The organism is Bacillus sp. G16 (genome assembly GCF_021282335.1).
Taxonomy (GTDB): domain Bacteria; phylum Bacillota; class Bacilli; order Bacillales; family Bacillaceae; genus Bacillus; species Bacillus inaquosorum.
In genome coordinates, this window is record NZ_JAJSOZ010000002.1 from 188080 (window position 1) to 201319 (window position 13240).

The 13240-nt window shown below is 42.8% G+C and carries 16 protein-coding genes; 7 read left to right on the forward strand and 9 right to left on the reverse strand.

Annotation, left to right across the window (positions count from 1 at the left end):
- Nucleotides 1–76 precede the first annotated feature (76 nt).
- Complete coding sequence (gene hxlR / locus LWH95_RS02965) at nt 77–439, reverse strand: transcriptional activator HxlR (protein WP_003241118.1); 363 nt, start codon at nt 437–439, stop codon at nt 77–79.
- A gap of 231 nt (nt 440–670) precedes the next feature.
- Between hxlR and hxlA the strand changes: the two genes are divergently transcribed.
- The 5 genes from hxlA (at nt 671) to nin (ending at nt 4751) form a co-directional block, all read left to right on the forward strand.
- Nucleotides 671–1303: a 3-hexulose-6-phosphate synthase gene (hxlA, locus tag LWH95_RS02970; protein WP_060397902.1), complete on the forward strand. Its 633-nt coding sequence runs from the start codon at nt 671–673 to the stop codon at nt 1301–1303.
- A gap of 5 nt (nt 1304–1308) precedes the next feature.
- Entirely contained in the window at nt 1309–1866 is a 558-nt protein-coding gene (gene hxlB, locus LWH95_RS02975; RefSeq protein ID WP_232918922.1) for a 6-phospho-3-hexuloisomerase, read from the forward strand.
- Between the two features lie 111 nt (nt 1867–1977).
- Nucleotides 1978–3702, forward strand: a complete 1725-nt coding sequence (gene tlpC / locus LWH95_RS02980) for a methyl-accepting chemotaxis protein TlpC (protein ID WP_232918923.1) — start codon at nt 1978–1980, stop codon at nt 3700–3702.
- 174 nt (nt 3703–3876) lie between these two features.
- Entirely contained in the window at nt 3877–4326 is a 450-nt protein-coding gene (gene nucA / locus LWH95_RS02985; protein ID WP_232918924.1) for a DNA-entry nuclease, read from the forward strand.
- Nucleotides 4327–4352: 26 nt separating this feature from the next.
- A complete protein-coding gene (nin, locus tag LWH95_RS02990) occupies nt 4353–4751 on the forward strand; it encodes a DNA-entry nuclease inhibitor (RefSeq protein WP_003241129.1) in 399 nt (132 codons plus the stop codon).
- Nucleotides 4752–4786: 35 nt separating this feature from the next.
- On the opposite strand, the gene bglC is transcribed toward nin, so the two are convergent.
- The 6 genes from bglC to LWH95_RS03020 form a co-directional block, all read right to left on the reverse strand.
- Nucleotides 4787–6220, reverse strand: coding sequence for a 6-phospho-beta-glucosidase (gene bglC, locus LWH95_RS02995; RefSeq protein ID WP_232918925.1), 1434 nt, complete (start codon nt 6218–6220; stop codon nt 4787–4789).
- Between the two features lie 71 nt (nt 6221–6291).
- Complete coding sequence (locus LWH95_RS03000; RefSeq protein ID WP_232918926.1) at nt 6292–7020, reverse strand: AAA family ATPase; 729 nt, start codon at nt 7018–7020, stop codon at nt 6292–6294.
- A gap of 15 nt (nt 7021–7035) precedes the next feature.
- Nucleotides 7036–7380, reverse strand: a complete 345-nt coding sequence (locus tag LWH95_RS03005; protein WP_232918927.1) for a DUF3147 family protein — start codon at nt 7378–7380, stop codon at nt 7036–7038.
- Nucleotides 7374–7790, reverse strand: a complete 417-nt coding sequence (locus tag LWH95_RS03010) for a MarR family winged helix-turn-helix transcriptional regulator (RefSeq protein WP_232919008.1) — start codon at nt 7788–7790, stop codon at nt 7374–7376. The genes LWH95_RS03005 and LWH95_RS03010 overlap by 7 nt, the downstream gene beginning before the upstream one ends.
- Nucleotides 7791–7906: 116 nt before the next feature.
- A complete protein-coding gene (locus tag LWH95_RS03015; RefSeq protein ID WP_232918928.1) occupies nt 7907–8239 on the reverse strand; it encodes a YckD family protein in 333 nt (110 codons plus the stop codon).
- 82 nt (nt 8240–8321) lie between these two features.
- Nucleotides 8322–8777 (reverse strand): RDD family protein, encoded by a 456-nt coding sequence (locus LWH95_RS03020; protein WP_003241134.1) that lies wholly within the window; start codon nt 8775–8777, stop codon nt 8322–8324.
- 382 nt (nt 8778–9159) lie between these two features.
- Between LWH95_RS03020 and LWH95_RS03025 the strand changes: the two genes are divergently transcribed.
- Together LWH95_RS03025 and LWH95_RS03030 are read left to right on the forward strand one after the other, a co-directional pair.
- Nucleotides 9160–10023, forward strand: a complete 864-nt coding sequence (locus LWH95_RS03025; RefSeq protein WP_232918929.1) for a transporter substrate-binding domain-containing protein — start codon at nt 9160–9162, stop codon at nt 10021–10023.
- Between the two features lie 9 nt (nt 10024–10032).
- Nucleotides 10033–10713, forward strand: coding sequence for an amino acid ABC transporter permease (locus tag LWH95_RS03030; protein ID WP_003241140.1), 681 nt, complete (start codon nt 10033–10035; stop codon nt 10711–10713).
- A 48-nt stretch (nt 10714–10761) separates the two neighbouring features.
- On the opposite strand, the gene zinU is transcribed toward LWH95_RS03030, so the two are convergent.
- Both zinU and LWH95_RS03040 read right to left on the reverse strand, forming a co-directional pair.
- Nucleotides 10762–11955 carry a zinc metallochaperone ZinU gene (gene zinU, locus LWH95_RS03035; RefSeq protein ID WP_019257431.1) on the reverse strand — a complete coding sequence of 398 codons (1194 nt, stop codon included), beginning with the start codon at nt 11953–11955 and terminating at the stop codon, nt 10762–10764.
- Between the two features lie 36 nt (nt 11956–11991).
- Nucleotides 11992–13164: an NAD(P)-binding domain-containing protein gene (locus LWH95_RS03040; RefSeq protein WP_232918930.1), complete on the reverse strand. Its 1173-nt coding sequence runs from the start codon at nt 13162–13164 to the stop codon at nt 11992–11994.
- Nucleotides 13165–13240 lie beyond the last annotated feature (76 nt).

Below are 13240 nucleotides of genomic sequence, written 5' to 3' on the forward strand. Positions count from 1 at the left end.
ATCTTTACATCCCATATGTTTACCGCGCAAAAACCGAAAAACAGGCAAAAAAAAGGCACCCTTATTCAAGAGCACCTTACAATGATTCCTTTATGACATTTTTATCGATGTCAATCAGCTCCATATAGCCTTTCCCCCACTCATACATGGCATCAAGAATAGGCATCAGGCTTTCTCCTTGCGGGGTCAAGGAGTATTCAACCTTCGGCGGGACAACCGGATACACTTCCCTGTGAACAATCATATCCTGCTCAAGCTCTCTCAGCTGATTCACGAGGATCTTCTGCGTAATATCAGGAATCAAAGCTTTTAATTCATTGAACCGTTTCGTGCCTTCTTTTCCTAAATGCCACAAAATGAGCATTTTCCATTTACCGCCGATCACCGCAAGCGTTAATTCCTTCTCACAATTAAACCTTTTGTCGTCCATCCGGCTCAAAAGAAATCCCCCCTTAGTATATTTTTTGTATGTTAGATACGTATCATCACTTACTTACTTTTTTGCAGACTCCTTTTTATTATACTCACTCCTAAAACCAAGCGAAAGAAATCTGATTGCCTCTACTCACAGTATCCTCCAAGTAACTAGTTGACTTCAAAGTGCCTACTTCTCAGCAAAAGAGTGAACCTATAGAATGAAAAATAATTCGAAAAAGGGAGTGGATCAACAATGGAATTACAGCTGGCATTAGACCTCGTCAACATCCCGGAAGCCATCGAGCTTGTCAAAGAAGTGGAACAATACATCGACGTGGTTGAAATCGGAACACCGGTTGTCATTAATGAGGGCCTTAGAGCCGTTAAAGAAATAAAAGAAGCATTTCCGCAATTGAAGGTTTTAGCAGACCTGAAAATCATGGATGCCGGCGGATATGAAATCATGAAAGCATCTGAAGCAGGCGCTGACATTATCACCGTTTTAGGGGCTACAGACGATGCAACGATTAAAGGCGCAGTAGAAGAAGCCAAAAAACAGAAGAAGAAAATCTTGGTAGACATGATTAACGTGAAAGATATTGAATCCCGTGCGAAAGAAATTGACGCACTCGGTGTTGACTACATCTGCGTCCACACTGGATATGATCTTCAAGCAGAGGGCAAAAACTCTTTCGAAGAATTAACGACAATCAAAAATACCGTTAAAAACGCAAAAACCGCAATTGCGGGCGGGATCAAACTTGATACACTGCCAGAAGTGATCAAACAAAATCCTGACCTTGTCATTGTTGGGGGCGGAATTACAAGCGCAGCCGATAAAGCGGAAACAGCTTCAAAAATGAAACAGCTTATTGCCCAAGGATAAATCATATGAAAACGACTGAATTCGTAACGGAAATTCTAAACGAGTTACACCGTTCAACGGCTTATATTTCTAATGAAGAAGCTGATCAGCTCGCCGATCACATTCTATCGTCCCATCAAATTTTCACTGCAGGGGCCGGGCGGTCTGGCCTGATGGCAAAATCCTTCGCGATGAGATTGATGCACATGGGCTTCAACGCTCATATTGCCGGTGAGATTCTCACTCCGCCGCTCCGCGAGGGAGATCTTGTCATTATCGGCTCAGGATCAGGGGAGACAAAGAGCTTGATCCATACAGCTGCAAAAGCAAAAAGCTTACACGGGATCGTTGCCGCTTTAACCATCAATCCGGAATCAAGCATCGGAAAACAAGCGGATCTCATCGTCAAAATGCCCGGGTCCCCTAAAGACCGGTCAAACGGAAGCTATAAAACCATTCAGCCAATGGGTTCATTATTTGAGCAAACATTGCTGCTATTCTATGATGCAGTGATTTTAAAACTCATGGAGAAAAAAGGACTCGATTCTGAAACCATGTTCACCCACCACGCAAACCTTGAATAGCGTCACACAACCGGCCTGTAGATCAGGCCGGTTTTATTATTTTCCAAATAAAGCTTTAAACCTAAAAACCCGATAAGTAATATGACCTACAAATCACAAAAAGGAGGAATTATGTTGATAAAACAACTAAAGCTTAAGCTAGGAACAAAAATTCTCTGCATGGTTTTCGTGATTATTCTTTTGTTTTCGGTATCAGTCGGTACTGTAATGCTTAAGGAAATTACAGAAAGCATGAAACAAATGGCGACTGAAAAAGCGAAAGGCGATCTCGCTTTAAGCAGCATTTATATTGATGATGTCATTTCAGGGGACTGGCAAGTAAAAAACAATAAGCTGTATAAAGGCAAGATCCAAATCAACGGAAATGAAGATATTGTTGATCTGCTTGGTGAAAAAACAGGTGATACGGTTACCATTTTCCAAGGAGATACTCGTGTTGCAACCAATGTCATGAAGAGCGGCGAAAGAGCTGTCGGCACTCAGGCTTCTTCTGAAGTTATTGACGCTGTTTTAAAGAGCGGAAAACGATTCTACGGACAAGCAGACGTGGCAGGCTCCTCTTATCAGACGGCATACATGCCTTTAAAAGATCAAAACGGGGACATCATCGGCATGCTGTATACCGGAGCCAACCAAAGCATTTTAGCATCGCTTACCAAGTCACTCTTCGCTCAATTCGCTATCGTTCTTGCTATCGTCATTATTGTATCAGTCATCCTTGTCCTGCTTTTCACCAGAAGAATCAATAAGCGGCTCAACGCTTTAAAATATGCCTTTGAAAGTGCTGGAAACGGAGATATGACAATAAAGGTATCAGATAAATCCGGTGATGAGCTATCAGAACTCAGCGTCTATTACAATAAGATGAGAATGAAACTGAACAATACCATTCAAACCGTGCAGCAATCAGCCCTTCAGCTTGCGTCAGCCTCCCAGCAGCTCTCAGCCGGAGCAGAGGAAACAAATCAAGCTTCAGAAAAGATCACAGAAGCTGTACAGCACATTGCAAATGGAGCCCAGCATCAGATCACCCGAATCGAAAACAGTGAAAGCTCGCTGAAACAAGCTTCAGCAGACATACGGGATATTTCTTCAAATACTGCTGCTATTGCTGACAAAGGACAGCTTGCGCAATCAAAAGCCGACATTGGACAAAAGGAAATTGCAGATGTACAGGCACAAATGGATGCGATACACCATTCGATTCAGAAAAGCGGGGAAATCATACAGCAGCTGGACGGCCGCTCTAAACAAATTGAACAAATTTTATCCGTCATCACCCAAATTGCCGATCAGACAAACCTGCTTGCGCTGAATGCAGCGATTGAAGCTGCCAGAGCCGGTGAACATGGGAAAGGCTTTGCTGTTGTTGCCGATGAAGTACGTAAATTAGCGGAAGAGTCTCAACTGTCTGCAGGACAAATTTCAACATTAATTACAGAGATACAAAAAGATATGAACCAATCTGCAAGGTCAGTTGAGCATGTAAAAACAGAGGCTGCCGAAGGTGTCACCATGATCCAGCGCACAAAAGATGCATTTAAGGAAATTGCAGCCGCAACAGGTGAAATCAGCGCCGAGATCAGTGATTTATCAGCATCTGTATCAAACATTTCAGCCAGTGCGCATCAAATAAACGATTCCTTTGCAGCCAATACGGCTGACATTAAAGAATCTACAGAAAATACCCGGCAGGCCGCTGCATTAACAGAAGAGCAATTTGCTGCGATGGAAGAGATTACTGCAGCTTCTGAAACGCTATCTCAATTAGCTGAGGAGCTTACCGGTATCATAAGCCAATTTAAAATGATTGATCAACCTGAAAACGGCCGATGACTTACTATCATTATTGTAAATTGGCAACGGTATTTTACTGAAAACAAATATTTCGACCAGCTAAAATTACGATTTCTGCAATAAACTGAGTATAAAACATAAGATTTTAACCTTTACACTAAACGCTTTCTGGATTACTCTTGGATCAGTTTTTAAAGTTGCTAATTGCGGGAGGTGAACATCACGATGGACATCATAAAAACGATACTTCTCGTCATTGTCGTCATAGCAGCTGCAGCTGTCAGCCTGATAAAGGGAGACTTTTTCTCAGCTGATCAAAAAACGTCTCAAACGAAACAATATGACGAAACAATCGCCTTCCCTTCTGACCGTTATCCCGAAACGGCAAAACATATAAAGGATGCGATAAATGAGGGGCACTCAGATGTGTGTACCATCGACAGGGACGGAGCTGAGGAACGCCGTGAGCAATCATTAAAAGACGTACCGCCTAAAACGGGGTATGACAGAGATGAATGGCCAATGGCCATGTGCAAAGAAGGCGGTGAGGGAGCTTCTGTAGAATATATTTCTCCCACTGACAACCGCGGTGCAGGTTCTTGGGTCGGGCATCAGCTTACCGATTACCCTGACGGCACAAAGGTTTTATTCACGATTCAGTAAACAGTTAAAAGAGGAGGAACAGCACATTGATCAAGTCATGGAAGCCGCAAGAACTGTCGATTTCATATCATCAATTTACTGTATTTCAAAAGGATTCCGCACCTCCTGTCATGGATTGGACTGACGAAGCGATCGAAAAAGGATATGCTGCGGCGGACGGAGCAATTTCCTTTGAGGCTCAGAGAAATACAAAGGCATTTATTCTTTTGCGCCTTAACAGTTCAGAAACTGTAAACTCCTACGAAAAAAAAGTGACTGTTCCTTTTCATGTCACAGAAAACGGAATTGAGATTGAAAGCATTATGTCTAAAAGGCTGTCCTTTGATCTTCCTAAAGGGGACTATCAATTGACATGCTGGACTGTGCCGGCTGAGAAGTCAGATCTGCACGCCGACACTTATATTATTGATGCTGTTTCTGTGTAATGAAAAAGCCCTGAGAGAGTGACTCTCAGGGACTCTTATAAACTTTCTCCATTCGTCTTGATTACATCCTGATACCAATAAAAGCTTTTTTTCTTCAAACGTTTTAAATCATGTGTATTTTCTTCATCGCGATTGACATATACAAATCCATATCTTTTTTGGTAGCCATTCAGCCAGCTTAACAGATCAGTAAACGACCAGCTGCAATAGCCTATCAAATCGACACCGTCGCTGATGGCTTGTCTGCATTGCTCAAGATGCGAACGCAAATAATCAATTCGATAATCATCTTGTACAGTGCCGTCTTCAACCTTATCAAACTCACCCAAACCGTTTTCTGTGATAAACACTGGAAGCTGATAGCGGCTTGTAATTCGTCGAAGGCCGATACGCAATCCAATTGGGTCAATTGTCCAATCCCAGTTGCTCGTTGTCAGATGCGGATTTTTTTTCGTTTTAAATACTCCGGGTATCCCTGTTTCCTGGTTGGTCCCCTTTTGTCCTGTTGTATTCATTTTTCCTTCTGACACACCATCAAGCGGATTTCGTTCGTAGGTGATGGTCTGATAATAATTGACACCTACAAAATCAGGCTTCCCTTTGGCAAGCAGCTCCATATCTCCCGCTTCGATTGTCGGCGCCCAGCCCTGTTTTTCTAAATAGCGGAAAGGAATTTGCGGGTAGGTTCCCCAGCAATACATGTCAAGCCACCAATTGTTCATAAACTCTTCAGCATTTTCAAAAGCCAGTATGTCTTCTGGATGGCTAGATAAAGGATATGCCGGAGAATAAGCAAAGCTTGGACCTATTTTGCCTTCAGGCACATATTCCCTAAAAGATTCAATGGCCTTCGCATTAGCCAGGAACGCTATATGGTTTGCTTCGTAAAATCGTTTTCTGTCTTTCACTCCAGGCGGATGCATGGCTGTAAAAAATCCGTGATTAAAATTGTAGTTTTGTTCGTTTAACGTAACCCAATATTCTACTCTGTCTCCAAAACGTTTATAAAGAGTAATACAATAGTTATTAAAATCCTCTATGATATTTCTTGATTCAAAGCCGCCATACTCGTCCATAAGCGCCTGAGGCAAATCCCAGTGATATAAAGTCAGAACAGGCTCGATGTTATGAGAAAGCAATTCATCAATCAGGTTATCGTAAAACGCAAGGCCTGCTTCATTGACCTCCCCTTTTCCTTTTGGAAAAATCCGCGGCCAGCTGACGGAAAATCGATACGCTTTTAAGCCCATTTCAGCCATTAAAGCGACATCTTCTTTATAACGGTGATAATGGTCAACCGCAATATCGCCATTAGTTCCTTTGAACGTTTTGCCCGGTATTTTCGTAAACACGTCCCATACAGAAGGGCCTTTGCCATCTTCGTTCCAAGCGCCTTCAATCTGGTACGCTGCCGAAGCAGAGCCCCACAAAAAATGTTTCGGAAAAGATTCTGGATGCTGGTGGATCATAGTGTTTATCACTCCTGAACTATTGATAAACCTATAATAGGCTATGAAACGCGTTTCAGATCAACTCGATATTAGTCGCGGAACAGCTCAGCCAATATTTTTTCTCTTTGTCCAAGAAAATATCGTGTTAATTGAACATGTTCTGTATCCTCATATTCTGTATGATGTATTCTTCCACCATCAAAGCTTAAAATATTAGCATTGGGATAGCCCAGCAGAATTGGAGAGTGAGTCGCAATGATCATCTGTACATTTCCACCCTTCACCAAATCATATATAACTCTCAAAAAAGCCAGCTGCCTGGCTGGAGAAAGTGCTGCTTCTGGCTCATCTAAAAGATAAATCGCTTTTTCTTTAAAGCGATGACAGAATAGAGACATAAAGGACTCTCCATGTGATTGCTTGTGCAGCGGCCTCCCTCCATAAGAACGGTATGGCTGCGCAGCATCTAATTCCTTCTCATCCAGATGAAGAGAAAGATGATAAAACGATTCAGCTCTTAAGAAGAAGCCATTTGTTACCTTTGGGAGCCAAGATAAACGTATGTAATCTCCTAAATGAGAGTCCGACTCCTGTAATTCATAGACATTATTCCGGCTTCCGCCCGCTGTATTGAATTCACACTTATCTGCTATCGCTTCAAGCAAAGTAGACTTGCCAGATCCATTTTCTCCTACAAAAAAAGTCACTGGGCTAGTAAATAAAATTTCATTTAATTGACTGATAGCCGGAATAGAAAATGGAAATTTGTCAAAGTCCGAAATCTTATCTCGAAGAAGGGTAACCTTTTTTAAAAACATAGCATCTCCTTTCTATCACTCAGTTACAAATATATTGAGAAAAATCTTTTGCATCCATAAAAATACAGCCCATCCTAGTATTCCAACGCAGAATGCTAACCAGAACGGTACATGAAATTTCAGCAAAAACGCCAAAATAGCGAGTAAACAAACTGTAGCAGGGATTCCTGTAAGCACACCAGATGCAAATTGACTTAATTGTGCTGTTTTTTCACCCTGTAATTGCATCCAAAAAAGGCTTAATAAACTGACTAGGGGCAAAGCAGCGATGATTCCCCCGTAGGTCGGATGTCTTTTTGCTATTTCAGTAACAAAACCGATAATCAACGCAGAGATGATTACTTTGCTTAAAACTACCATTGTTTAGCTTCCTTACTTAAAAGTTCAAATGCCTTTTCAAGTAATTCCTTTTCTGATGTGCTCATTCGTTCAATTATATCTTTTAACTTCTCTTTATCTAGCTGTGTATGCTGTTCAAGAACAGATCTTCCTTTTTGTGTCAAGAAAACTAAAACCTTTCGTTCATCCTGCTGACTTCGCCGTTTAGCTAAAAATCCCTTTTGAATTAAACGTTTAGTATGCTCTGACGCTGTATTGTGAGAGACAGACAAGTATTCAGCCAAAGCCCCTATTGTTGCTTCGCCTTGCTTTTCAATATGCTGCATGAGCCGTATTGCCTGGTGAGAAATATTATCTTTATGTTTGTAATGTAATAAATAATAAATATCTGTCCACTGCTGATTTAGTTTAGCTATGAAATCCATTTCCATCATATCACTCCTTTATATCTTATTATACGATATAAACGGTTTGAACGATGTTATTTTCTAAATTACAACTTTTTCACAACAAAAAAGCACCCAATTTCCATTGGATGCTTACCGTCTTAATGCCTTTTTTCAAATTTATGCGCATGAGGATGGGGCTTTGGAACAAAGCCGTTTTGTTTCATCATTTCAAAGTGTTTGTCCATGTGATTTTTGATGTGTTCTCCTCTTTCTTTAGGCAGGACGCCGTATTGCACATATTTTGAGATTACGTCTTTGCGCTTTTTTAGTATGTCTGCTTCCAGCTGTTCAATTTCTTTCTTTTGCTGATCTGTCAGTGAAACATTAGCGGGAGGCTGCTGCTGTTTTTCAGCGGCTTCCGCTGTGCCGGTCAGAGAAATGACAGCCGCGACTATGAACATTGTGATGATATTGATTTTTATTCGTTTCATCCAATTTATTCCTCCAATCCTATTTTTCATATGTTTTGCTGCATTTCATTTTTTATGCATACAAAATAAAAAGAGCGAACCATTATTCGCTCTTTCTGATCTGTTCGTCATTATCAAGTTCTTCTTCACCCGGTGACGCGTAAGTGACATACGTTCCCGCGATTAAATCATGCAGTGTCCGTTTGTCTTCTCGCACGCCGATGAGAATCAGGCTGGCGATCAAGCCGAGTCCGAAGGTGATGCCGTAAACCAGGCCGGCAACAATAACCCGCAAAAACATCGTTAACAGGCTGACCTGTGATCCGTCTTTTTTTACGATTCTGATTCCGCAGATTCTTTTTCCGATAAGGTAGCCGTTCCAAAACACCGGCAGCAAAATAGAGTACAGCAGAACAATCAAACTGATGAACATGCTGTCATTCGGGTCTTTTCCTGTAATCAGCCAATAGATCAGCAAAAGAGGCACCGAGACAATAATGTAATCCAGCAATGAAGCTCCCAGTCTGATCCAGAATCCGGCTGGTTTGTAAATATTCATTTGACTCCCCCATTATGTTTTCAATATAGCTTTGATGGTTTCCATTTTTTTCTTATTGAATATATCATATGCCTTATGGACATCAGCAAGACTTAAATTATGCAGAAGATCAACTACATGCTTCTTCATCATTTCATACAGTATTGGCTAATTTCGGGGCCTGCTACTTCCTTCACTTTCACATGCTCTTTCCCTTGATGTGTCAGTGCTTTCATCCTTAGACAACTCCTTTTTTATCACTCCTTCCCTTCATAGCCGCTTTTAAACGCTCACACGCTTTTGTACACACAATTCGAACTTTTTGAAAACGTCATCAACATATTGCAACCCCTTATGTTCAATGCTATCTTTTTAGTTGATTAACAGATTGGGGGAAACAAAGGTGAAATCATTCATGCAATCCAAAGCCGTTATATTCAGTTTTACAATGGCTTTCTTTCTTATATTGACAGCCTGTTCCGGCAAAAATGAAGCCGGTTCCAAGGATACAGGCTGGGAACAGATCAAAGACAAAGGGAAAATCGTTGTCGCTACATCCGGCACGCTTTATCCTACTTCTTACCACGATACCGATTCTGGTTCCGATAAGCTGACAGGCTACGAGGTTGAAGTCGTTCGTGAAGCGGCAAAACGCCTGGGGCTGAAGGTTGAGTTCAAGGAGATGGGCATTGACGGGATGCTGACAGCGGTGAACAGCGGACAGGTTGACGCAGCCGCAAATGACATCGATGTAACGAAGGACCGCGAGAAGAAGTTCGCGTTTTCCACTCCATATAAATATTCATACGGCACAGCAATTGTCCGAAAAGACGATTTATCAGGGATTAAAACGCTTAAAGATTTAAAAGGGAAGAAAGCGGCTGGCGCAGCTACGACAGTCTACATGGATGTAGCGAGAAAATACGGCGCCAAAGAAGTGATTTATGATAATGCGACCAACGAGCAGTATTTAAAAGATGTCGCCAACGGACGCACTGATGTCATTTTAAACGACTATTACCTGCAGACACTTGCGCTCGCAGCATTCCCGGATCTCAACATTACGATCCACCCTGACATCAAGTACATGCCGAACAAACAGGCACTTGTTATGAAAAAAAGCAATGCAGCACTTCAGAAAAAGATGAACGAAACATTGAAAGAAATGAGCAAGGATGGCACTTTGACTAAGCTGTCGGAACAATTCTTCAATAAAGCAGATGTATCAAAAAAACTGGATGTCGACGTTCAGGACGTTGATTTGTAATCGGACGCCATGATTAATAGCATTCAGTGGGAATATATTTTTAACACGAAGCTGGCAATTGAATCGTTTCCTTATGTCATAAGAGGCATTGGGTATACGCTGCTCATCTCTTTTGTGAGCATGTTTGCGGGAACGGTGATCGGCCTGTTCATATCACTCGCCAGAATGTCTCAGCTTGCCTTGTTAAGATGGCCGGCGAAGCTCTATATCTCATTTATGCGGGGCGTTCCGATTTTGGTGATCTTGTTTATCCTTTATTTCGGATTTCCTTATATCGGCATTGAATTTTCCGCTGTCACGGCCGCTTTAATTGGCTTTAGCCTTAACAGCGCCGCCTACATTGCGGAAATTAACCGTTCAGCCATTTCATCTGTTGAAAAAGGACAGTGGGAAGCCGCATCCTCGCTCGGACTTTCCTATTGGCAGACGATGAGAGGCATCATTTTGCCGCAGTCGATCCGTATTGCGCTGCCTCCGCTTGCCAATGTATTGCTCGACTTAATCAAAGCGTCCTCTCTCGCTGCGATGATTACAGTGCCGGAATTGCTCCAGCATGCGAAAATCATCGGAGGCAGAGAGTTTGATTACATGACCATGTATATTCTGACTGCTCTCATTTATTGGGCAATCTGCTCAGCAGCGGCCGTTTTTCAGAATATCCTTGAGAAAAAATACGCTCATTATGTTTAAACAAACGTTTCATTAAAAAAAGCCGCTCCGCAGGAGACGGCTTTTTTTCTATTGATTCAGCTTCCATTTAAACGGGTCCTCAAACAGCGACCAGTCGGAATCAAATTCATACTCAGTCAGCAGGCATTGATCAAGCTCTTTCGTAATTGCGTCTTCATCCAAGTCTGTTCCGATAAACACCAGCTGCGTCAGGCGGTCGCCGAATTCTGGATCCCAGTCCTCCAAAATTTCGGGTTCCTGCTGTTTGACTTGCTCCTGCTCAAGCTTTGGCAGTGCCGCCACCCAATAGGATACAGGCTCAATCGTAACCGACGGCCCGGCTTGCGACATTAGTAAAGCGAGGTTATTATGAGATGCGCACCAGACGATTCCTTTTGCGCGAACCACGTTCTTTGGCATTTGATCCATCCAGCGATAAAACCGTGTAGAATGAAACGGCAACCGTCTCTTATACACAAATGATGAGATGCCATATTCTTCTGTTTCCGGGGTGTGTTCCGCATGTCCTGCCGTCAGCTCTTGAATCCAGCCGGCAGATCCGCTCGCTTCCTCGAAGTTAAATAACCCTGTATGTAAAATCTCCTGGGGTTTTACATTTCCTTTGACGGAACGAATGAATTTGGCCCTTGGCTGCAGTGTGCGAAGCACTTTTTCAAGCTGTTCGAGCTCTTGCTCGCTGACCAAATCACATTTATTTAAGATCAGAACATCGCAAAACTCGATTTGATCGATCAAGAGGTCGGCAATTTCTCTTTCATCCCCTTCCCCCAGTGCTTCTTTGCGGTCCAGAAGGCTATCGCCTGACTGATAATCATGCCAAAAACGGTTGGCATCAACAACTGTCACCATCGTATCCAGCTGACAGAATTTTGTAAGGTCGATTCCCATCTCTTCATCGATATAAGAAAAAGTCTGGGCCACCGGAATCGGTTCGCTGATTCCTGTTGATTCGATTACGATATAATCAAACCGCCCTTCCTTCGCCAGTTTCTCGACTTCAATTAATAAATCTTCACGAAGCGTACAGCAAATACAGCCGTTTGACATTTCCACAAGCTTTTCATCTGTTCTGGAAAGGCCTCCTTCCTGCTTCACCAAGCCCGCGTCAATGTTCACCTCGCTCATATCGTTGACGATGACTGCTATTTTTAAGCCTTCGCGATTTTGCAAAATGCTGTTCAGCAATGTTGTTTTTCCCGCTCCAAGATAACCGCTCAGTACGGTAACCGGGATTTTTTTCATGGTAATGTCCCCCTTATAAAATAGAATGATTACGATTTAAAATGTATGCTTCGCCGTATGTGCAATAGTGTAAGCAGCTTTTCGCGCTCCGGAAATATTTCTCGCTGTCGGCCCGATTTCTAATTCAGCAAAGGCTCCCATTACGTATAATCCTTTTCCCCATTGCAAATCCTGGCCGACAATCGGAAAACCGCAGCCTGCATAAGGCAATTGCTCGGCTTGCGCTGCTCTCTGTACCCACTCGAACCGGCTGATGTCCGAGGTAAAACCTGTTGCCAGTGCGATACGCTCATATTCGTATGGCGATTCGCTGTTCTTACCGTGTATCTGTATCTTGCCGTCAACTGTTTTTTGGCAAGAATCAATGTCATCCTGAATAACTTTTACTCTGCCCTCTTCCCTATAGACAGCAAGCGTTCTTGAAATGTCCTTTGGAAAAGAGCCGCGATGTCTCGCGCTTGTGATCCATTGCCTTCTCTTTTGATAGTCTATCGTTTTACTGAATGCTTTCATATATTTCGGACCAAGCCAGCCCGGATCACTGTCAAAGTCATAGATTCGGAACGGATGCCTCACTAGCATCGTGACATCATGGCCGTCATCTGCGAGTTTTATGGCGTAATGAGCCGCCGTTATCCCCCCGCCTACAACTGCCATTTGCACACTTTCATTCCTTACATCGTCCACATCTCTATCAAACACATGATAAATGCCGTCATTCTGAAATGGTTTTGCCCACTCCGGCCATGAAGGCTGATGAGAAAAACTCATGGCTAAAACCACTCGTTCACCCGTAATTGTTCCAGCGGCATCTGTCTCCGCTTCCCACAACCCGTTTGTCCTTCTCAAATCTGTCACTGTGCCTGTTTTCCATGCTTGCTCAATATGTATCTCATCCAGCACATCCTCGCAGTGCTGATTGAAGAGCGACAGCGAGGGTCTCTTATACCTTCCAAAGAACACTTCCGGCCATTGGCTTTTATCCGCATACATTTGCAGACTGAACGGCTCTGTGTCCACGTGATGAACCGATGGAGAGCGCAAGTATTTCATCTGAATGCGGCCAGTGTTTCGTTTCCAGCATTCAAGAGGCCGTTCATGGGGATCAATGACAGCAAGATCCTTAATCGATGCCTTTCTGCTTTTCACCAGATGCACAGCCAAGGTTGTGCCTTGGATGCCGCCGCCAATGATCAGCCATTTATACATGGGAGAATCTCCTCTCTACAAAACGTAATTGTTACGATTTAAATCGTATGTTCTTTTTTCCTTTTTGTCAACCGCT

Coding starts and splice junctions, on each gene's coding strand:
- hxlA (WP_060397902.1), top strand. CDS start 671: ATGGAATTACAGCTGGCATTAGACCTCGTCAACATCCCGGAAGCCATC.
- hxlB (WP_232918922.1), top strand. CDS start 1,309: ATGAAAACGACTGAATTCGTAACGGAAATTCTAAACGAGTTACACCGT.
- tlpC (WP_232918923.1), top strand. CDS start 1,978: ATGTTGATAAAACAACTAAAGCTTAAGCTAGGAACAAAAATTCTCTGC.
- bglC (WP_232918925.1), bottom strand. CDS start 6,220: ATGATCCACCAGCATCCAGAATCTTTTCCGAAACATTTTTTGTGGGGC.
- LWH95_RS03000 (WP_232918926.1), bottom strand. CDS start 7,020: ATGTTTTTAAAAAAGGTTACCCTTCTTCGAGATAAGATTTCGGACTTT.
- LWH95_RS03005 (WP_232918927.1), bottom strand. CDS start 7,380: ATGGTAGTTTTAAGCAAAGTAATCATCTCTGCGTTGATTATCGGTTTT.
- LWH95_RS03010 (WP_232919008.1), bottom strand. CDS start 7,790: ATGGAAATGGATTTCATAGCTAAACTAAATCAGCAGTGGACAGATATT.
- LWH95_RS03015 (WP_232918928.1), bottom strand. CDS start 8,239: ATGAAACGAATAAAAATCAATATCATCACAATGTTCATAGTCGCGGCT.
- LWH95_RS03020 (WP_003241134.1), bottom strand. CDS start 8,777: ATGAATATTTACAAACCAGCCGGATTCTGGATCAGACTGGGAGCTTCA.
- LWH95_RS03030 (WP_003241140.1), top strand. CDS start 10,033: ATGATTAATAGCATTCAGTGGGAATATATTTTTAACACGAAGCTGGCA.
- zinU (WP_019257431.1), bottom strand. CDS start 11,955: ATGAAAAAAATCCCGGTTACCGTACTGAGCGGTTATCTTGGAGCGGGA.
- LWH95_RS03040 (WP_232918930.1), bottom strand. CDS start 13,164: ATGTATAAATGGCTGATCATTGGCGGCGGCATCCAAGGCACAACCTTG.